Annotated in this window: 20 protein-coding genes; 11 read left to right on the forward strand and 9 right to left on the reverse strand. The window is 48.3% G+C overall.

The window, feature by feature from the left end:
- The first annotated feature begins 49 nt into the window (after nt 1–49).
- The 3 genes from MKR94_RS01140 (at nt 50) to dld (ending at nt 3,217) form a co-directional block, all read left to right on the forward strand.
- Entirely contained in the window at nt 50–670 is a 621-nt protein-coding gene (locus tag MKR94_RS01140; protein WP_241645078.1) for a trimeric intracellular cation channel family protein, read from the forward strand.
- 89 nt (nt 671–759) lie between these two features.
- A complete protein-coding gene (gene nfsB, locus MKR94_RS01145) occupies nt 760–1,404 on the forward strand; it encodes an oxygen-insensitive NAD(P)H nitroreductase (RefSeq protein ID WP_241645079.1) in 645 nt (214 codons plus the stop codon).
- Nucleotides 1,405–1,519: 115 nt separating this feature from the next.
- Complete coding sequence (gene dld, locus MKR94_RS01150) at nt 1,520–3,217, forward strand: D-lactate dehydrogenase (RefSeq protein WP_241645080.1); 1,698 nt, start codon at nt 1,520–1,522, stop codon at nt 3,215–3,217.
- Nucleotides 3,218–3,257: 40 nt separating this feature from the next.
- Here dld and MKR94_RS01155 read toward each other — a convergent pair whose 3' ends face one another.
- Nucleotides 3,258–4,127: an NAD(P)-dependent oxidoreductase gene (locus MKR94_RS01155; protein ID WP_241645081.1), complete on the reverse strand. Its 870-nt coding sequence runs from the start codon at nt 4,125–4,127 to the stop codon at nt 3,258–3,260.
- A 307-nt stretch (nt 4,128–4,434) separates the two neighbouring features.
- On the reverse strand, nt 4,435–5,481 hold the full coding sequence (locus MKR94_RS01160; protein WP_241645082.1) for an AbrB family transcriptional regulator: 1,047 nt from the start codon (nt 5,479–5,481) through the stop codon (nt 4,435–4,437).
- Nucleotides 5,482–5,644: 163 nt separating this feature from the next.
- Here MKR94_RS01160 and MKR94_RS01165 point away from each other — a divergent pair, with 163 nt between their 5' ends.
- Together MKR94_RS01165 and MKR94_RS01170 are read left to right on the forward strand one after the other, a co-directional pair.
- Nucleotides 5,645–6,793 (forward strand): hypothetical protein, encoded by a 1,149-nt coding sequence (locus MKR94_RS01165; RefSeq protein WP_241645083.1) that lies wholly within the window; start codon nt 5,645–5,647, stop codon nt 6,791–6,793.
- On the forward strand, nt 6,790–9,561 hold the full coding sequence (locus tag MKR94_RS01170; RefSeq protein ID WP_241645084.1) for a virulence factor SrfB: 2,772 nt from the start codon (nt 6,790–6,792) through the stop codon (nt 9,559–9,561). Before MKR94_RS01165 ends, MKR94_RS01170 begins: the two co-directional genes overlap by 4 nt.
- On the opposite strand, the gene MKR94_RS01175 is transcribed toward MKR94_RS01170, so the two are convergent.
- The 4 genes from MKR94_RS01175 to MKR94_RS01190 form a co-directional block, all read right to left on the reverse strand.
- Nucleotides 9,558–9,854, reverse strand: a complete 297-nt coding sequence (locus tag MKR94_RS01175) for a barstar family protein (RefSeq protein ID WP_241645085.1) — start codon at nt 9,852–9,854, stop codon at nt 9,558–9,560. The two genes, MKR94_RS01170 and MKR94_RS01175, sit on opposite strands and share 4 nt — an antisense overlap.
- On the reverse strand, nt 9,855–10,328 hold the full coding sequence (locus MKR94_RS01180) for a ribonuclease domain-containing protein (protein WP_422047483.1): 474 nt from the start codon (nt 10,326–10,328) through the stop codon (nt 9,855–9,857).
- Between the two features lie 107 nt (nt 10,329–10,435).
- Nucleotides 10,436–10,777, reverse strand: coding sequence for a helix-turn-helix domain-containing protein (locus MKR94_RS01185; RefSeq protein ID WP_048912118.1), 342 nt, complete (start codon nt 10,775–10,777; stop codon nt 10,436–10,438).
- A gap of 115 nt (nt 10,778–10,892) precedes the next feature.
- Nucleotides 10,893–11,342, reverse strand: coding sequence for an RrF2 family transcriptional regulator (locus MKR94_RS01190; protein ID WP_241645086.1), 450 nt, complete (start codon nt 11,340–11,342; stop codon nt 10,893–10,895).
- Between the two features lie 203 nt (nt 11,343–11,545).
- Between MKR94_RS01190 and tus the strand changes: the two genes are divergently transcribed.
- Entirely contained in the window at nt 11,546–12,469 is a 924-nt protein-coding gene (tus, locus tag MKR94_RS01195) for a DNA replication terminus site-binding protein (protein WP_241645087.1), read from the forward strand.
- 5 nt (nt 12,470–12,474) lie between these two features.
- Here the strand turns inward: tus and fumC are convergent, their stop codons facing one another.
- Complete coding sequence (gene fumC / locus MKR94_RS01200; RefSeq protein WP_241645088.1) at nt 12,475–13,863, reverse strand: class II fumarate hydratase; 1,389 nt, start codon at nt 13,861–13,863, stop codon at nt 12,475–12,477.
- Nucleotides 13,864–14,109: 246 nt separating this feature from the next.
- On the opposite strand from fumC, the gene MKR94_RS01205 reads away from it, so the two are divergent.
- Nucleotides 14,110–15,603 (forward strand): YdgA family protein, encoded by a 1,494-nt coding sequence (locus MKR94_RS01205; RefSeq protein WP_241645089.1) that lies wholly within the window; start codon nt 14,110–14,112, stop codon nt 15,601–15,603.
- 61 nt (nt 15,604–15,664) lie between these two features.
- On the opposite strand, the gene MKR94_RS01210 is transcribed toward MKR94_RS01205, so the two are convergent.
- Nucleotides 15,665–15,925: a putative hemolysin gene (locus MKR94_RS01210; protein WP_277755564.1), complete on the reverse strand. Its 261-nt coding sequence runs from the start codon at nt 15,923–15,925 to the stop codon at nt 15,665–15,667.
- 66 nt (nt 15,926–15,991) lie between these two features.
- Nucleotides 15,992–16,237, reverse strand: coding sequence for a hypothetical protein (locus tag MKR94_RS01215; RefSeq protein ID WP_241645090.1), 246 nt, complete (start codon nt 16,235–16,237; stop codon nt 15,992–15,994).
- 197 nt (nt 16,238–16,434) lie between these two features.
- Between MKR94_RS01215 and add the strand changes: the two genes are divergently transcribed.
- From add to rsxC, 4 genes are all read left to right on the forward strand, one after another.
- A complete protein-coding gene (gene add / locus MKR94_RS01220) occupies nt 16,435–17,436 on the forward strand; it encodes an adenosine deaminase (protein WP_241645091.1) in 1,002 nt (333 codons plus the stop codon).
- A gap of 130 nt (nt 17,437–17,566) precedes the next feature.
- Nucleotides 17,567–18,148, forward strand: a complete 582-nt coding sequence (rsxA, locus tag MKR94_RS01225; RefSeq protein ID WP_048912111.1) for an electron transport complex subunit RsxA — start codon at nt 17,567–17,569, stop codon at nt 18,146–18,148.
- Nucleotides 18,148–18,726 carry an electron transport complex subunit RsxB gene (gene rsxB / locus MKR94_RS01230; protein ID WP_241645298.1) on the forward strand — a complete coding sequence of 193 codons (579 nt, stop codon included), beginning with the start codon at nt 18,148–18,150 and terminating at the stop codon, nt 18,724–18,726. The genes rsxA and rsxB overlap by 1 nt, the downstream gene beginning before the upstream one ends.
- The coding region (gene rsxC, locus MKR94_RS01235; protein ID WP_241645092.1) for an electron transport complex subunit RsxC at nt 18,719–20,966 on the forward strand (2,248 nt) is incomplete at its 3' end. The genes rsxB and rsxC, both read left to right, overlap by 8 nt.

The raw sequence follows: 20,966 nt of genomic DNA on the forward strand, positions 1-20,966 counted from the left end.
GAGACCCACCCTTGATGGTGCTCCCTAATCTGCTATGAGCGCTTGAGCCATGACTGTTCTTCTGCATTTTATTGATGTATTTGGTACTTTTGTTTTCGCATTGAGTGGCGCAACAGTCGGTGTTCGGCATCGCTTTGATCTGTTTGGCGTTTTTGTCTTAGCCTTTGTCACGGCGGTAGGGGGTGGCTGTGTTAGGGATATCTGTTTAGGTGCTACCCCTCCTGCTGGATTGATCAATGTTGAGTACCTTGCCTGTGTCATCATCGCGATTATGTTGATCAGTTTTTTTCAAAAGATTGTGTTCTCTTTCGAGAAACCTGCCCTCTTCTTTGATGCTCTAGGGCTTGGTTTTTTCGCCGCCTTTGGTGCAAACAAAGCCTACGTACATACCCATGAGATCTTTTTTTCTATTTTAATGGGTTGTATCAGCGCCGTGGGCGGTGGATGTCTACGGGATATTCTTACTGGCCGTTCTCCTGTGATCCTCACTAAAGAGATTTATGCGAGTGCGGCATTGATTGGTGCGGGTATTCAGATTTTAGGCTCATCGGGTATTATTCCGCCGCAATACAGTATTTGGCTCGCGATTGGCAGCTGCACGGCGATACGGTTACTTTCACTGCGCTATAACATCACGCTAAAAACCATCGCCAATAAGTATCTTGATTAATAAGTTAACCCTATGTGCTTGATGTATTGCTCTACTCGATAGAATTCTTTACCGTATTAAGATATTCGCGCACAAGGGTCCCTTATAATATGAACATTACTGAACTGGCTTCTAATCGTTTTACCACTAAAGCCTATGATGCCTCACGCCCACTGACTGAACAGCAGATCGCTGATGTCCTGTCGTTGCTACAGAACAGCCCTTCTACGCTTAATCTGCAAGGTTGGCATTTCCATGTGATCACCACCGAGGCTGGCCGTAAAAAAATTGCGCCCGCTATCTTCGATCTGAATAAAACCAAAGTGGCACAAGCCCCTCTTGCTATCGTTTTCTCCAGTATCAATGGTATCAGTGAGCAACACTTAGACGAGTTAGTGGCGCAAGAAGCGCAAGATGGCCGTTTTCGTGATACGGAATCTCGCCAGAAAAATGATGCAGGTCGCCGCAGTTATATTAATAATGTTGCCCACTCCCCTGAGTTTCAGCATAAGTGGATGGAGCGTCAACTCTATATTGCCTTAGGCTTCTTATTACTTGGTGCCCCTGCACTCGGTCTACATGCTACGCCTATCGAGGGCTTTGATACCCAAGAGATGGATAATATTCTGGGATTAGAGGCTCAAGGTTTGCACAGTGTCGTGATGGCAACGGTTGGCTATAACAGCGATGCAGATTTCAATGCGCAGCTCCCTAAGTCCCGCTTCCCACTCGATAAAATTATCACTAAGTTATAACCGTTAATTCGGTAATCACTAAAGATTACCGAATTGTTGATTTCCAGCCCCCTTTCCCCCAAAAGCATTTAGGTATATTGTTTTACTATTACTTAGCAGCAAGGATCAGGCGGATATGGAACAACAAGCTTTAGCATTGCTCAACACGTTATCGGGCATTGTCGGTAACAAGCAAGTCTTAACCTCTCAAGATGATAAGTCCTTTTACACTACTGGGTTTCGTGTCGGCCAAGGCGAGGCACTCGCCGTAATTATCCCCGAATCCTTGTCTGCACTCTGGCAGGTATTGAAACACTGCGTTGCCGCAGAGGTTATTATTTTGATGCAAGCCTCGAATACCGGGATTACTGGCGGCTCGACGCCGGATGGTAACGACTACGATCGTCCTATCATTATCATCAGTACTCGCCGCTTAAAAGGGATTCAGGTTATCGATGATGGCCAACAGGTCATCGTTTATCCTGGCTCTACCCTTACCGAATTAGAAGATACCCTTAGGCCCTTACAGCGAGAGCCTCATTCGGTGATTGGTTCGTCCTGTATCGGTGCCTCAGTTATCGGTGGCTTATGTAATAACTCAGGTGGGTCACTCATTCGGCGGGGACCCGCCTTCACTGAAAAATCGCTTTACGCGCAGATTAGCGAGCAAGGTGAAATTTCCCTCGTTAACCATCTAGGGATCGAGTTAGGGGAAACACCTGAAGAAATCTTACATAATCTTGAGGCCAAACAGTTCACTACCGGGGATTCCGATACGTGGCAAGGCAAGATATGGGCCGATGATTACGCTGAGAAACTGCGTGATACCAACTCTGCAACCCCCGCGCGTTTTAATGGCGACCCGCATTATTTACATGACAGCGCAGGGTGTGCTGGAAAGATTATCGTTTTTGCGGCAAGGCTTGCCACCTTTCCTGCCAGTAAAGGGACAGAGACCTATTATATTGGGACTAATGATGAAAAAGTCCTGATAGCGCTGCGACGGTTTCTATTAACGAAGCTCGATCAGTTACCGATCCAAGCGGAATATATCCACGCTAATGCCTTCGATATGACGCTACGTTATGCCAAGCATCTGATCTTGGCGATACGCCAACTCGGCCCTCAGTCGATTCCCGGTATGATGGCGAAAAAAGCAAAATGGGACGTCAGAGTAAAAAATATTAAGTGCCTACCAAAGAATTTAACCGATCGCTTGATTCAAGGCTTCAATCAAATTACACCTCCGCTCGTCGCCAAGCGTATCTTAGACTATCGCCGTCGCTATCCGCATCATTTATTGATAAAAGTGGACAGTGAACAAGCCGCGCAAATGACTGCCCTGCTGAATACCTTTTTTAGCGACCAGCAAGGTGATTTTTTTATCTGCGATAAAAACGAGGCCCAAGATGCGTTTTTAATCCGCTTTGCGGTCGGTGGGGCTGCGATTTCGTATTGTGATTATTTGGGTATCGACCCTAATGAGCGCCTGATAGCCTTTGATGCGGCATTTCGCCGTAACGACGAGCAATGGTTATTTGATCTTCCTGCTCACCTTCAGGACCAAATTCAAGCCGATTCTTGTTGCGGGCACTTTTTCTGTTTAGTGAACCATCAGGACTATATATTAAAACCTGGGGTCGATGGTAAGCAGTTTAAGCAAGAGGTTATCGACTATATTGAACGGCGTGGTGCACGCTATCCTGCTGAACATAATGTGGGGCATTTATATGCTGCGCAGGAAGATTATCAGCAACATTGGCGCGAACTCGATCCCACTAATAGCTGTAATCCGGGAATAGGTAAGACGAGTCGGCGCAAGTTTTGGCAATAACTGAAAATGGCGTTCTCCTTGTGGAAGAACGCCATTTAGCTTACTGCTTTTCGAGATATTGTGCGATTACCGAGAGATCTTTCTCCCCCAATCCGGCGTCTACTGCAGCCTGCCACAGTGATGTGATCGAATGTAGATTTGGCATCTGCTCAGCCCCGCCAGCTTCTGCGGCGAGCGTTGCATCTTTTAACGCCCACTTCAACTGCATCTGCGGCGCGTAGGTGCCTTCATCAATCATCTCCAATTTCGTTTTCGCATAAGGGGCTGCGAGCGGTCCCCCCTCTAAGACTGACCAGAGCGTTTTGGGACTAAAACCCAGTTGCTTAGCTAAGCAGTGGCTTTCCGCCAAACTTTGTACCAGACCGATTAACCAACTGTTGACCACGAGTTTCATGGCGCTACCTGCTCCGGCATCACCTAACCAGTGAGTGCCTTTGCTGATGGCCGTAAATACGGGTTCGATGGTTGATTGTAGTGTGCGATCGCCGCTAGCAAGTATCGATATCTGTGCCATTTCTGCGGGTTTTTTTGTTCCTGAAACCGGGGCGTCGATAAAACCGACATCAGGACGTTTCTCTTTCAATAAGGTATGGAGTTGCTGCGTAGCATCGACGCCTATCGTTCCCATTTGAACGACGATGGCTTGGTCTGCTAAAGCATCAATGACGTGGTGCATAACCTCCAAGGTGATTTCAGCATTAGCGAGCATGACCAGCACCACTTCACTTCCCTCAACCGCTTGAGCCGGGGTAGAGGCTAGGGTCGCGCCCTGTTCAGCTAAGTCTTTCCCTTTTTCTGCGCTACGGTTCCATACCCTTAACGTAAAATTATTTCTAAGTAAGTTGCTGGCAAAAGCGTGACCCATTGCCCCTAACCCAAGTACTGAAACAGTGTTAATCTTCGTTGGCATTTTGGCTTCCTCTTGTGAGTCAACACAGTGTAGTGCAGAACAATCGATTAGTGGGCGTTAAGCAAGGCTGAAACATATTTTGTAGTACAACTGATCGCTTTGAAATATTGCATTAGGGGTTATCGAGAGTGCAATAGGGCTGTGATTATCTAGTCATCTTGACTGTGTGCTAATACGGTAGGTTGCGTAAGAAGCTCAGAGTGAGACTCATAAGTGTCGTAGTCGACCATTATGACCCACAAGAACATGTAGCTGCTTGCTGTCGGTCCCTCCTCCCAATTTCCTTTCAATTACCTTACGCGGTGAATCAATGTAGCCAACGTGCAATCAAACGAGATAAGGCTGGCCCTAAACAGAGCACGGCAATAAAACGACCTGTTTGCATCGACATGACAAAGGGCTGATTCACTGACACTGATGACGCAATAATGGCTACAGAATCGGCACCCCCCGGGCTAGTGGCTAAATAGGCACTTAATGGATCGATGCCCGCATATTCCACTAACATCCACGCAAACAGGCAGCAAATAGCCATCAACAAAATGACCGATAATAGAGTGGCGGGTAATGTATGGAAAGCATAACGTAGAATATCTTTAGTAAAACGTGAACCTATGCTCCAGCCAATCATGGCATAAGCCATAGCGAGTAAAGGCAACGGTAACTCAATCTGCAGGCCACCGACATTCATGGCGAGATTACTCATGATCATGCTCAGTAATAGAGGGGCCGCGGGAAGCGCAATGAATCTGGAGAGTATTAAGGCAAATAGGATAATCGCTAAGGTAATGATAAAAGCGCCCCAAGCAATAGGCTGTTCGAGTTGCGTAATCGCCGAGGTGGCAGCGCTTTCAGGAGCCAGATAGTGACTAACAACGGTAGCGAGTAGCGTTACCAGTAGTACACGCAAATATTGCATAAAGGCGACTAACCGGACGTCAGCACCAAAATTTCCGGCCATCAGGGTCATGGCCGTCGCCCCGCCAGGGGAGGATCCCCACAGGGCAGTCGTCCCGGGTAGGACTTTACATTTTGCTAGCACTGCGCCTAATAAAGTGCTGACTGCGATCACCGAAAATACTGTCATGATAAAAATAGGCCAGGTGTGCTGCATCTCTTTAAACACTTCGATTGGCATGGCACGTGCAATCATCGCCCCTACCACCGCCTGTGCAGCACGAAACAGTGTGCGATTCAATGAGACCATCTGTTTGGTCACCGCAAAAAGTATTGCGATAAACATCGGTCCCAGGAGTAAGGCCGCCGGAAGATGGATTGATTCTAGTAAGGACACAGCGACTAGACTGAGAACAATTAATACAAGCCAACGTACTACACGCGGTGAATGTAACACACGCCCTCCCTGTCAATCGTGAGCGGTGGAATAACTATACGGCTAATAATAGTAATAATAGCCTAGTTAGACAGACTTAACGTAATCTATTCGCAGCATAAGGTGAGACTAGCCTCCGTATCATAAGTCATTAATCACGCAGAATGAATAGATTGGATGGCTGATGGCAAAGGCAGGCTTACCCCTTTATAAGGGACACGATTACATAGCGGTCAAGGTAGAGGGGATCCCCCTTGGTCGCTATGCACCGCAAATATTCCAGCTGTTATCGCAGCACGGCCTTGACGCGGTAAGGCGAATGCTGGCGCAACCGGTATTAAGTGATCAAGGCATCGCGTTACAGTGGTTTCCTCACTCGTCAAACCAGGTCATCACACCTTGGTGTCAGGCCAGCTTATCGCAACAAGTTGACTGCCTAGCGCAGCTGATGGAGAGGATCGATGCGATTAATACGCTGCGTCAGCAACTCGCCGGTCAGCGCACCCGCTCTCTGACGATTATCGACCAAATACTGCAAAACTTAACCGTAATCCCCTCCACAGAGGCCATTTTTTTGGTAGATCAACAACCGCTGTTAGCGCAGTGGGGGTATTATGATCAGGGGCGGACTGCTGTCGATATCCCTTCTCTTCAACACCGTTTACAGCAACATCTTGAGGACGAGTCTGCTGCGGATGACACCCCCTCACCATCGAAACGGTCTAGCACACCCTACCGCTACGCTCTCGCCGTGGCGGTTATTACCCTATTTATCGCAGGCGCTATAACCTTCCTACGACCGAGCACAAAGCCATCGTTTGCGACGCTTCCACATATTATTTCGACGGTAGATGAGATTCAGCAGTCTATAGAGGGCATGATGACGGCAAGTCAAGCCTTGCCACTTCAACCCGCAGAACTGGCGCTTCCTCCCCCTGAGTCCAGACCTATTAGGGTAAAGAAAAGCCGTGTACCGCTTATGATCCCGGCACATTCACGTTACCAAGGTAATGTCGATTTTCTAAACGGGACTTGGCTAACCAATCTTAGACTAGACAACACGACCGCCGCCGTAACGTTTGACTTCAGCCACGGCAAGGCGATTACACGTATTACTTTTGGCCAGCAAAGGTGTATGACGACCAGCCAATCGGCCTTTACTTCCAGTGGTAAGCTGGTCATAAAGACAGCGAAAGCACGTTGTGACGAGGGTATGACGCTGCCGATTATTACCCTTATTTGTGAAAAGAGCGCACCGAATACCCAATGTCGCTGGCAGCAAAAGCCGTCCACCCTGCTGCCCGTTAAGCTTTATAGCGAGAGAACCCTATGACCCATTTAGGCCAACAGCCTCAGATACTGTTTGTAGATTCAGGGATACAGTTTATTGATCATCATATTGTCATGGACGATCCTGTACCTACTGAGACGGCATTTATACGCGCAAGTGTTCAGGGGCCGATGTGCGAGGTAATTCCTGATGCAAGAGGTCAGTACCAGTATAGTGAATATGACGGCGCTGCGGTTGAATGGGTTCGTCCCGAGTATGTCTTTTCACTTTCAGCATCCCTAACCGCACTCCAACATCAGTGGCTGCCTATCCCCTATTTTACCCTGCAAGGAGAAACTTGCGCAGCACGGCCGATGAATTGGGCCCGGGTATATGTGTCGCCCCATCCGCGAACCGAACAGGGTTGGGACGTTACGCTCGCCTTCGATACAAAAGTGAGTCTCGAAGATGATGGCTTACAGCCCAGTCAGTTCGAGGTGGATCAGGGACAGCTCTTTGCCTTGCCGCATCATCCTAGGGTATGGCAAGCTTTTTTTCAGCAACATTGGGTCAGTACTTGGATGACCGCTATTTTTCCTGCCGAGAGCTCTATGCCGTCCTATATCTGGCAAGCTCATTATATCAACCTGCTGAAGGTCCTGGTGCATCGCATTAAGCCCCGGCCCCTTTTATTTCGCGAGGTTGCCTCGGACAGCGAGTCTATTGCGGTGGAGGCAATCATCGATTTGGGCAACAGCAATAGTTGTGGTGTATTATATGAAGTGGATGCCCACTGCATAAACCCACTGAGTCTCTGCAGTGAATTACAGTTGCGGGACCTGAGCTGTCCGACCCAACAGGGATATACCCTGTTTAGCAGTGAACTCAACTTCTCACCCGCGCCTTTTGGTCAGGTTGGACACTCTTCAGCCAGTGGCAGGCTGGATGCCTTTCAATGGGGCTCTTTGGTACGTATCGGCCCTGAAGCTCAGCGCCTCAATGCACAATCACATCATGATCTACAACCTCAAGGGATAACCTGCCCACGTCGCTATATTTGGGATGATCACCCTTCAAATGTCGTGTGGTTCAATGCGTGTCGGACCGATCAGGCACAGTACTCATCGATCGATCACCCCCTGAGCTTATTGTTAAATGATCAAGGAAGTTTACTCGATGAATTAGCAGATATTGATAAATTCCCGGTATTTGTACCACAGTTCTCGCGCTCCGCGCTTTTTACTTTTCTTATTATCGAATTGGTAAATCAGATCGCGATACAAATTAATAGCGTAGGTTATCGTCAACGATACGCTAACCATGATACACCACGCGTCATTACTAGACTGACCTTCACCCTCCCAGTTAACTTTACCGCGCTGGAACGGCAACGTTTTCGACTTTTAACCGAAAGAGCGATAAGGCTCATCAATAGGTTACAGCCTAAATTTTTTCCGGTGAGCAGCCATGAGATTGACATACGCTTCCCTTGGGACGAAGCCTGTTGTGGGCAAATCTTTTGGCTTTGGCAGCAATTGCGTACCCAATCGGTGGAGGCTTTACAGCAGTACTACCAGCGCTCACCGCATACTGCGCATTTACGTATTGCATTAATCGATGTCGGTGGCGGCACAACCGATGTTGCCGTGACAGAATATCCGCTTATCTCACCCGAAAATTCTGCTGCACCGGCCTTTAGCCCGCAATTACTACGCAGAGAAGGCTTCACCCTAGCCGGTGACAGTTTGCTCGAAGATATCATTACTCATTTTCTACTGCCACAACTTGGCGACCACCTTCGTCAACAAGGGCTCAGCTCGGTAGGAACAATTCTTGAACGTCTATTTAGTCGAGAGAAGAGTTGTGAAGGCGATACGGTATGGCGTCAGTATGTCGTCAGGCATTTACTGTTACCAGTCGTCGACGATATTTTACAGCGCTATCGTCTGCAGGAAACCGCGTATTTCTGCCGTATCAGTCAACTACTTGACGCCGACGTATTGACTTACATAGAGAACAACCTTAAAGAGAAAATGGCCTGTTATTCAATTGAATTACCCACATTATCTTTTCAGTTTTCATTTGGTGAATTTGTCGATTTTTTAAGTGGCCCTCAGTGTCGCTTGGGTCAACTTCTACAACTCATAAGTGACACTGTCACTGAAGAGCGCTGTGATGTGGTCTTGTTAAGTGGTCAAGTGATGGAGCTGGCACTATTTCAGCAAAGGTTTCGCCAACTACCGGTTCATTGCTGCTTACTCACAGAGTTACCGACCGATGCAGCGCTACCATTCTGTATGTCGGGAAAATTAGCAAACGGTAAGCATGCGACAAGTCTGGGCGGCCTACTCTACTCACTGATGACTAAACACATTACCGCTGATCGGTCCATTCTTCCAGGCAATATCAGCAATGTGGCAGTTACACGTTGGTATGGGCCGCTAACGCAAGATGGACAACTGTATAAGGTATTATTGGGTCCTACTTGTCAAGCTGTGCAACGCACCTTGCTAACCATCACCCAATCAACCTCTATTGGTTACCGTTGTAAAGAGGATGATACGGTGATCGCCTCGCCACTTTTTGCGCTGATCCCTAATCGTCAAAAAATCAAGCAGCTAGTATTGGGCGTGACGATCGAACTCGAGTGGGCCTTCGATACAGAGGGCGAGTTACTCAGCTTACCGAAAGTGATTAGCGTTACAGACAGTCAACGGCAAAGCATCGATCCGCATTGGATAAAGGTAGAGTTAAACACCTTATCTTCACGTGGCGATAGCCGAGAATATTACTGGCGTGATGACGGACGCGTTATGTCGCCTATCACTTAGTGTGGCATTGTATCGGCCTGCTCAATGATAATATGATACAACTGAGGCGCTTCATCTTTTACCTCATCCATAAGTGCCAGTATGGCAGCTAAGGGATGCTCAGCGTGCAGTTGCTGGGGCTGAAGTTGATGAAAGTAGCAGGTCAAGGGTAAAGGAATTTCGCCGGTTAACCAGTCCCATAAAGCGTCAAGCGAGTCGCCGAACAGATAATCGGTTGAGTATTGCTGGCGTAACTGATGATAAAAATCATCCCGCGAATGGATATGTTGGCAATCAAAATGGAGCGTGAACATTTAGGGCACCTGTTGGAAGCTACGATAATGATCGGTGGTCAGATAAATGAGCCCATCGGATGAAAATAATAGACGGTCACTGTTACGGCGGCCACAACTGAAGTTGACGTCAGCCTCTTGCCATGAACGCCCCGCTTGTTCGGGTAGACGATGTTCGCGATTAGAGAAACGGTCTCCGCCAATGACTCTTCCTGGCAAGACTTCACACAGGTTCCCTTTTGACGCCACCCAGCCCTTGCGACGTGCCTCACCCTTGCGGATATAGTAATCAGGAAGCGTTTGATGAGCGCGGAGGTAACGTGCCACATTGCTGGGATCAGTATTGGCTGTTGTCGAAGAGGCTGAAGTCGAAGACTTTTGCGTGGTGGAAGACGGCGTAACGTGAGAGGTTGATGGGCTATAACCGGCTTTCAGCGCGTAGCCAATCAATAACATGATCACGATAATAAAGGGACGATATTTTTTCAGCTGCATATGAACGAGATGGCAGAGAGACAATTTAGCAAGTCTAGCAGAGTAGTAAAGGGAATGCGATCAGCGCACAATAGATTCACCGCCTCGCTACGAGGCGGGTGAAGAGATCAATGCATTGTTTGAACAGGTGAGGCATTACGTCGCCAAGTGCCTGGCGCCATGCCGTATTGACGTTTAAAGCTGCGGTTAAAAGATTGCTGGGAATCGAAGCCCATTGAAATCGCAACAGATAAGATAGGTTCATCAGAATGGGTTAACCGGCAAGCCGATTTTTCCAATTTTTTGGTTCTAATATATTCACCTAAGGCGTGACCTGTGTGTTCTTTAAACATACGTTGTAAATGCCATTTTGAATAACCGGCACGGTCAGCGACCATATCTAAATTTAAGCGGTTCTCAATATGGGTATCAATCCAATGAATTAAATCATCAAAGAAAGAACCATTCATCTGCGACTCCTAGCGACATAAAGTGTATCTATTTTAGTTGCATTAAATAATGCATCCTAAACTCTTTAAATGCAACCTTTAAAGTTACACTTTATTTTTTATGCTTTAACCTGAGTCATTCTGAGAGTGGATTGAGGTCCTTACCCTGCTTAAGGGCGGCTAGCGCATCGGCAACGGTGTGTTGGGCGAGAACATTCAAAGAGGCTTGTTCGGCCTCTTCCGCTATCTGCTTAAAATACCAACAGACATTGGCACTCACTATACAACAAGGTTTTTTGACATCAGGCCGAGAATTCAACAATTTTTTCTCTTGGCTAACGGCCATATAAATATCGCAGAGCGTTATCTCTTCAGCAGGGCGAGCAAGGTGGATGGAACCAGTACGACCCAAGGTTGTAACGAAGATTCCTTCACGAGTCAGCGGGACCATTAATTTCCGGATCAAACTTGGATTAGCTTCAGCGCCATTGCCGAGAGTATTGCTGGTCGAACGTTTTCCTTGTTCTTCAGACATAGCGACACTGAGAACCATTTGTAGCGCAGTTGGAAAACGATAATCTAACATCAAAGCCTCTTCAGGTAAGAAATAAGAACATGTATCAAAAACCCCACTACTCTACCAAACAATAGCCATGAGAAGAAGTTCAGCACCGGGTCATCGCACATTATACGTAGTCTTGCTGGGCATTTCTATTGACCCTGAGATTGCGATTGTAACCGAAGCACTCTATAATGAAACAACACAATAGTATGTTGTAACTAAGGTTGTTGATGCGTTATACATTAGTCGAAGAAATGCGTGAAACGCTGACTCTTATTGAAACTGAGCTGGCAACGTTTTGCCAGAATATTGAATCAGCCCAACTCTTGGCGGCTCGGGTCTTCACCCTCCCCCCAATAGCTAAGGGCGAAGAACTCGCCCCAACGCCCGCTATCAAGGTTGAACAGCATATTGGTCGCCAAGCCCGTCAGCGTGCATTACAACATTTTTCCCACCTCTATTTGCAACAGCAATCCGAGCAACAGAGTACGCGTAGCGCGACACGCTTACCGGGGGTTATCTGCGTAAAGGTGGATGCGCAGCGACAACAGCGCTTAATGGCCTCAAGTACCCTCATTAATCAGGCTAAGCAGCACTTCCAAAAGCTGATCACGGTAGAGAGTGGGCTGCCCTCCACCGCTCGATTCCCTTTCGTGCATCAACACTTTCCGGGGCTGTTGACCCTAAACGTCTACCGTTCGCTCAATGTTTATCCCAGCCTTGATTCGGTTAATTTCGGCTGGGCCAATAAACACGTGATCAAGCGCTATAGTCAACAAGGGGTCATTGAGATGTTAGAGAAGAGTCTTCAAGCCGGCCGCGCACGCGCCCCCTGGTCACGCGAGGAGTGGGCAGAGAAAGTGCAAGAGGAGTTACAACTGATTAAACAGTTGCCGCGTGATTGCCGGTTAAAAATCAAACGCCCCGTTAAGGTCCAACCGATTGCGCGTCTTTGGCAAAGTCAACAGCAGAAACAGACCCAAGTTGCTTGTCCGAATCCACTGATTATTACGTGCTTAGAGGGCGAGACCCTTCCTGAGCTAGGCAGTCTGCAGCACTACGATGAGGAAAATATTACGCATCGTCATAAGCCCGATGCGCACTCAGCAACCTTAGTGATCCCTCGCCTCTGGTTATGGAAAGAGGATTAACCTTATTATTGCCCGGTCATCTGCTCGGGTTTCACCCATTGTTCGAACTGTTCTTCACTCAGGTAGCCTAACGCTAACGCCGAGGCTTTAAGCGTTAGCCCTTCATGGTGAGCCTTCTTGGCGATTTCCGCAGCCTTGTCGTAACCAATATGCGGATTGAGCGCAGTGACTAACATGAGTGAGTTTTCGACCAGCTGTTGGATACGTTGGCGATCGGGTTCGATACCTTGGGCGCAATGTTCAGTAAAACTGTGCATGCCATCGGCCAATAATCGTAAACTTTGTAACACGTTATGGATAATCATTGGACGGAACACGTTGAGTTCGAAGTTACCGGAAGCACCACCGACCGAAATAGCCACATCGTTACCCATAATCTGCGCGCAAATCATCGTCAAAGCTTCACATTGCGTAGGATTGACCTTACCAGGCATGATTGAGCTACCCGGTTCATTTTCAGGGATGGTAATTTCGCCAATACCACTGCGTGGGCCACTGGCTAGCCATCTCACGTCATTGGCTATTTTCATTAATGATGTGGCCAATCCTTTTAATGCGCCGTGAAAATGTACTAAGGCATCGCAGGTCGCCAAGGCCTCAAATTTATTCGGGGCTGAGGTAAAGGATTCCCCAGTAAAGCGGGCGATCTCTTTTGCCACGCCTTCGGCGTAATCCGGATGGGTATTCAGCCCCGTCCCTACTGCCGTCCCCCCTAACGCGAGTTCTGACAGATGATCCATGGCTGCCAGTAGATGGGACTTGGCGAAGGTCAACATACTTACCCAACCCGAAATTTCTTGTCCTAAGGTAAGGGGCGTCGCATCTTGAAGATGTGTGCGACCTATTTTTACGACATCGTTAAAACGTTCGGATTTTTTTGCTAAGACTTGTGTTAAGGTTTCCAAGGCCGGTAATAGCTGCTGCACGGCGGCAAGTTTGGCCGCGATGTGCATGGCGGTTGGAAACACATCATTAGAGCTTTGACTCTTATTCACATCATCGTTTGGGTGGATCTTCCGGCCTATCCCTCGCTCTCCACCTAACAATTCGCTACCACGGTTGGCGAGAACTTCGTTCATATTCATATTTGTTTGCGTCCCCGACCCGGTTTGCCAGATCGCCAATGGGAATTCTGTCGGATGTTTATCCGCTAACACTTCATCCACCGCATCGATAATGGCAGTAGCTTTCTCAGCCTCTAATAAGCCGAGTTGATGATTAACTGTGGCCGAGGCACGTTTGGTGATGGCGAGGGCATGGATTAGTACAGGAGGCATTTTTTCAGTGGAAATTCGAAAATGTTCCAGTGATCGTTGAGTTTGTGCGCCCCATAGCTGATGGTGAGGGACTGCTATTTTACCCATTGAATCGTTTTCGTAGCGAAAATCACTCATGTTGCTCATTCCTCTTTGACATAAATATCCCTTAATTCTATGCCTAATTAGTAAATTTGCTGCGCGAGGGCATTAATTGGGCAAATGATGATCCCAGAAATCAAAATGACTGGGCGAGCCCCCCCATTCCTTGATAGATTAGGCGGTTAGAATGTAAAAGCGTGTAAAACAATTGTGTGGCTGTGGAGAAAATCCTTCACAGTGACCGCTGGCCAGATATCAGGATCGATAAGGACCCAATGAATTATGAAGAAGTCTAACGTTGCTATAGCTGTTGTGGTAGGGATTGGTGTTCTCTGGACCGGTGGCGCTTGGTTCACGGGTAAAAAAGCAGAACAGCATATTGATGAGGTCGTGGCACAACTTAATGAGCAACTCACTCAGCACTATCCCGAGGCGGGATTAGTCGTGACGCGTCAGGGTTACGAACGGCACATATTTAGCAGTACCACACAATTTATCGTGAAGAGTCGTTTACCGGCTGATGATGAGAATGCCCTTCTAGCGCCAGGAGACCAATTGGTCTTCAACGAGAAAATCAGTCATGGTCCTCTCCCACTTGCGCAGCTAAAACATTTCACTCTAATCCCTTCACTGGCCTCGATTCATACTGAGTTGGCAAATACCCCGACGGTTAAGTCGCTGTTCGACTTTACCAAAGGTAAATCGCCATTCTCCGCAGAAACGCGCATTGGTTACGGCCATGCGACATCATCTGCAATCCAGATCCAACCCATCCAATATAATGCCGAGGATAGCACTCTAAGTAGCGATGCGATCAATATCGCGTTGAAAACGTCCCCGGATGATAGCGCAATCGCACTCAATATTGACTCTGGAAAGGTGTCGCTCAATTTCAAAAATGATGCCGATATCGACACTGAGATGACCCTTAATGGGCTCACCTTACGGTCGGATAGCCATCTCAGTAAAGAGGGATTACGGATCGGGACACAGCAGATTGATGCGAAGAATTTCCTTTACGCCCTTAACCATAAGCCTGCGGTACAGCTCACAGGCATTCAGGGTCACTCTGATCTCGATAGTGCTAAAAATTTGGTTAATGGTAGCCTTAATTACCAGATTGATAAGATCGAGTGGCAGCAGTTACCGCTTGGTTCCGCCAATATGAAACTGTCATTACACGATTTTAGTGCAAGCGGCATGAAAACTTTCTACGATAACTACAACCAAGCCGTTCAAAAAAATATGGCGAATATCTCTCACGTCACGAGTCAAGATGAACTGCAAGCGATGCAGAATGAAGTCAATGCGGCAGTGTTACAGAACATCCCTGCCTTACTGGCTGATGCGCCGCAATTTTCTGTCGATAACTTGACGTTGAAAAATGAGAAAGGTGAAAGTCAGTTCTCCCTGAAAGCAGACTTTAATGACCCTAATAAAACACAAGGTAACGGTCAGGGATTATCGGGAATTGTGGATAGTTACTTGAAACAACTGAACGCTTCATTAACCATTAGTAAACCCATGGCAACGCAATTGATGTCGGTGATCGCTCAATCTGAGGGCATTCCCGTTGAACAAGCCGGTCAATTCGCTGCACAACAGGTTCAATCCTTATCTGCGTTAGGCGAAATGTATCATCTGACAACCCAAAACTCAGAAAGTATTCAGTCAGCGTTACACTATGCCTCAGGTCAAGTCACCGTGAACCAAGACAAAATGACCCTTGAGCAATTCATTGAACAGTATCTAACCTCAAGTAACAGCGAACAATAAGCTGGCACCAAAACAAAAAACCCCACCGGCGTGGGGTTTTTTATAGGTCATTCGTATAGAGTTACTTCTGTGGGTGGTCACGACGGAAAAGTGCCCATTCTTCAACCCTTTCCCCGCTCGGTAATGTACAGTAGCTGGCTACTCCCTGTGCAGTATTCACGTTATCTAACTGCCCTTTCTGCGATAGACAGTAGACGGAAGCTGGGTTCGCCATGCCGATCTGACGTTCGGTTTCAGGATGCGAGTCGGAGTGGGCACATCCTGCTAATGTTGCCATGACTGCGATACCACCGATACTCACCAACAAAGATTTTCTATTCATCTCGATCTCCTAAGGGTTATGCACACAGTATATCGAACAATCATCAATACTGAGATAAGAAGCGACCTAAAGTGATGAGATTAAGCGGTCGACGACAATATCGCCTTGGTGATTACGTTGTGTAAGACGGTATTCACCACTGTAAGAACGACGTAAATTCATCTTGTCTTGCAAGATCACTCCACCAGTCACCCGCCCTTGCCCATCAATAATTTGCCATTCTTTGATCGATGTCTGACCTTGAGTCTGTAAATGGGTTTCGCGCAATAACGACAAATGTTCGTCAGCTGCAAGGGTTAAGTAATCATTCATCAGTAGTTTTACCTTATGCCGAGGATCTCTGTATTATTTTATAGACAAATTTAATCCATTCAATCTAATTTTCTTATCGATAAAGCGTCTAGACCGTCTGGTATCGAAAACTTACTGGCAGGTAATGAAATAATTGGCATCTCGGTGGGGGATGTTTTTATACTATGCAGTCCATAAACATTTTTGAAGAGTCGACCATGATTATACCTCAACTTCCCCTCACCGATATTCACCGTCACTTAGATGGAAATATTCGTGCGAGTACTATTCTTGATTTAGGTCGAGCCTTTAATAGTGGATTACCTGCCGACGACATCGAAAGCTTACGTCCTCACGTACAAGTGATGTCTAACGAGCCAGACTTAGTCAGCTTTTTGCAAAAGCTCGATTGGGGTGTGAAAGTACTGGGTAATCTGGACGCCTGTCGCCGCGTAGCTTACGAAAATATTGAGGATGCCCTGCGTGCAGGTATCGATTACACCGAATTACGCTTTTCTCCCGGCTACATGGCGATGACCCACAAACTGCCTATCGCCGGAGTGGTAGAGGCCGTGATTGATGGCGTCCAAGCGGGCTGTCGAGATTTCGGGATTAGCGCTAAATTAATTGGTATTATGAGCCGGACTTTCGGTGAACACGCCTGCGAGCAAGAGTTGGCCGGTATTCTGGCGCATCGCGACCAGATCGTCGCCATCGATCTAGCCGGAGATGAATTAGGTTTTCCAGGCGACCGTTTTCTGACGCACTTTCAGCGTGCACGCGATGCGGGGCTTCGTATTACCGTTCATGCAGGCGAAGCCGCCGGCCCAGAGAGTATTTGGCAAGCGATCCAACAATTGGGGGCGGAACGTATCGGCCACGGGGTTAAAGCGGTGCAAGACCCTGAATTAATGGACTATTTAGCGGAACATGGCATTGGGATCGAATCTTGTCTAACCTCTAACATCCAGACCAGCACTGTCACTGACCTTGCCCAACACCCATTGAAAAAATTTTTACAACATGGCGTAATGGCCTCATTAAATACGGATGACCCGGCGGTACAAGGGATCGAACTTGCCCATGAATATGAGGTTGCGGCCCCTGCTGCCGGCTTGACCCCTGCTGAGATCCGTCAAGCCCAGGAGAACGGATTGTATATGGCCTTTTTATCTGCTGAAGAAAAACGCCTCTTAAAAGAGAAAGTGGCACAACGTTGAGCACAAATGGTTAACTTTTAGCCAGAAATTTAATACTCAGTGCTTATCAACCGGTATATTTAAGTTACGACGTTGAGATACTCCCGATATTTTCAGATAATATCGGGAGATTTTATTTAATGGCAACCACATGACTGATTATCTTCTCCTCTTCATTGGCACAGTGTTAGTGAATAACTTTGTGTTAGTGAAATTTTTAGGGCTCTGTCCATTTATGGGCGTGTCTAAAAAACTCGAAACTGCAATCGGTATGGGCATGGCGACCACCTTTGTGATCACCCTCGCATCAATTTGTGCTTGGTTGGTTAACCACCTTATTTTGGTCCCACTCGATCTGGTTTATTTGCGGACCCTAGCTTATATCTTGGTTATTGCCGTCACAGTTCAATTTACAGAGATGGTGGTACGTAAGACTAGCCCCTCGCTTTATCGTCTTTTGGGTATTTTTCTACCTCTCATTACCACTAACTGCGCAGTGCTTGGCGTGCCTTTACTGAGTGTTAATTTGCACCACAGTTTCTTACAAGCCGCAGTCTATGGTTTTAGTGCATCGCTTGGCTTCTCACTGGTCATGGTACTGTTTGCCGGAATTCGTGAACGCTTGGTGTTGGCCAATGTCCCTGCTCCCTTTAAAGGTTCGTCTATCGCGTTGGTCACCGCAGGCTTGATGGCACTTGCATTCATGGGCTTTACAGGACTGGTGAAGTTTTGATTACCGCAATTTGTATCGCAATCGTTGCGTTGAGTATTTTAGGATTAGGTTTCGGAGGGCTACTTGGCTACGCCTCTCGGCGTTTTAAAGTCGAAGAAGATCCGATCGTTGAACAAATTGACGAATTACTTCCCCAAAGCCAGTGTGGCCAATGTGGTTATCCTGGTTGTAAACCCTATGCAGAAGCGGTCGGTAATCAGGGTGAGCTCATTAATAAGTGCGCCCCAGGGGGCGAACAGACGATGCTGCGCATTGCAGAGTTGTTAAATGTCGACCCTCAACCCATCGAAGGGGGTGCTGAACTAAAACAACCAGAGAAACAGATTGCGTGGATTGATGAAAGTAATTGTATCGGCTGCACCAAATGTATCCAGGCTTGTCCTGTTGATGCCATCGTCGGGGCCACACGTGCCATGCATACCGTTATTACCGATTTATGTACGGGCTGTGATCTCTGTGTCGCCCCTTGTCCGACGGACTGTATAGAAATGCGCCCGGTCCCTACTACTCAGGATAATTGGAAGTGGGATCTCAATACCATCCCCGTTCGCGTTATACCGGTTGACCATCATGTTTAATTTTTTCTCACGTTTACGCCGCGAGCCGATTTGGGATTTTAAGGGCGGCATTCATCCGCCTGAAATGAAGTCGCAATCTTCAGGCACACCCTTGTCTGAGGTTCCGCTGCCACCGCAGTTTATCTTGCCTCTCAAGCAGCATATTGGCCATGAAGGCGAAATTTTAGTTTCTGTAGGCGATCATGTATTCCGCGGCCAGCCCTTAACCTTTGGTAAGGGTAAGATGCTACCGATTCATGCGCCTACTTCTGGCACCGTCACCGCCATTGCGCCACATATTACCGCGCACCCTTCAGCCCTGTCCGAGATTGCGATATTTATCGAGCCAGATGGGCAGGACAGTTGGCAGAAAATGCCGGCTATTACCGATTACCAAGCCTGCGATCGTCAGTTAATTGTTGAGCGTATTCATCAGGCTGGCGTGGCGGGATTGGGCGGCGCAGGCTTCCCGACAGCAACAAAAGTGCGTAGTGGATTACAGGGTGTCAAAACACTGATTATCAATGCTGCAGAGTGCGAACCTTATATCACGGCCGATGATCGCTTGATGCAAGATTACGCACAAGAGATCCTCGACGGGTCGCGTATCTTAGGATGGTTACTGCAGTCTGAGAAAATCATCATCGGTATTGAAGATAATAAACCCGAGGCAACCCGTGCCTTAACTCAAGCCTTGGGGGCTACCAGGGATATTATTATTCGGGTTATACCCACCAAATACCCTTCCGGTGGTGCCAAACAATTAACCAAGATTTTAACTGGTCGCGAAGTCCCTAAAGGGGGACGTTCTTCTGACATCGGTGTGCTGATGCAAAACGTGGGGACCGCTTACGCAGTTAAACGTGCGGTCATCGATGGAGAGCCGTTAACTGAGCGCGTGGTGACCTTAACAGGAGAAAACCTTAGCCATCCGCGTAATGTCTGGGGGCGTCTAGGTACCCCGGTTGAACACCTACTGAATTTTGCCGGTTTTCGACCACAGCCTGAGCAAATGGTGATTATGGGCGGGCCATTAATGGGCTTTACCCTGCCGGCATTGACGGTTCCTATTATCAAAATTTCTAACTGTTTGATCGCCCCTTCGCAACAGGAGATGGGACAGCCGGAAGAAGAACAGAGCTGTATTCGCTGTAGCGCCTGTGCAGATGCTTGTCCTGCTGGGCTGTTACCGCAACAACTTTACTGGTATTGCCAAGGCGGCGATCATGATAAAGCACGCGCCTATAACCTCAATGATTGTATTGAATGCGGTGCCTGTGCCTATGTCTGCCCCAGTAATATCCCGCTCGTGCAATATTATCGTCAAGAGAAAGCAGAACTCTTAGCCATCGATATAGAAGCCCAGCGGACCCAAGAAGCGAAGGCACGCTTTGAAGCTCGCCAAGCACGGTTAGAAAAAGAGAAATTAGCCCGTGAGGCGCGCCATGCCGCCGCCAAAGCACGGGTGACCAATGTCGAAAAAGATCAGGTTAACGCTGCCCTTGCCCGTGTTAAAGCGCGGCAAGCAACGGCCGATAAGCCAGTGGGCGCCACGACAGGTGATACGCCTGATAATAGCGCTGTGATCGCTCAGCGTGCGGCACGCAAAGCGAAAGCTCGTGCATACCAAGCAGAGCAACAGGCCGCGCATTCTGAAGAAGACTCTCGGCAAGCGGCCGTGGCGGCAGCGGTTGCTCGCGCTAAAGCGAAAAAGGTACAGACTCAATCCGATCAAGAAGCCGCATTGGTCACTGCCGATGACTACGATAGCCAACTTAATGCCCACTCAGTGGGTATTGAAGCGGTTACCGACTCGTCCGATGCTGCGCATAATGACCCGCGTAAAGCAGCGGTTGCCGCGGCCATCGCCCGTGCCAAGGCGAAACGCACGGCTCAGGCAGAAGAGGCAGTCAGCGAACCTGAGGTCGCTTCGACTGAGACCGACCCGCGCAAAGCTGCCGTCGCCGCGGCCATCGCCCGCGCCAAGGCAAAACGTGCGGCTCAGGCAGAAGAGGCAGTCAGCGAACCTGAGCTCGCCTCGACTGAGACCGACCCGCGTAAAGCAGCGGTCGCCGCGGCCATCGCCCGCGCCAAGGCAAAACGTGCGTCTCAGGCAGAAGAGGCAGTCAGCGAACCTGAGCTCGCCTCGACTGAGACCGACCCGCGCAAAGCTGCGGTCGCCGCGGCCATCGCCCGCGCCAAGGCAAAACGTGCGTCTCAGGCAGAAGAGGCAGTCAGCGAACCTGAGGTCGCCTCGACTG

The sequence above is a fragment of the Rosenbergiella metrosideri genome, from assembly GCF_022602565.1.
GTDB lineage: Bacteria > Pseudomonadota > Gammaproteobacteria > Enterobacterales > Enterobacteriaceae > Rosenbergiella > Rosenbergiella metrosideri.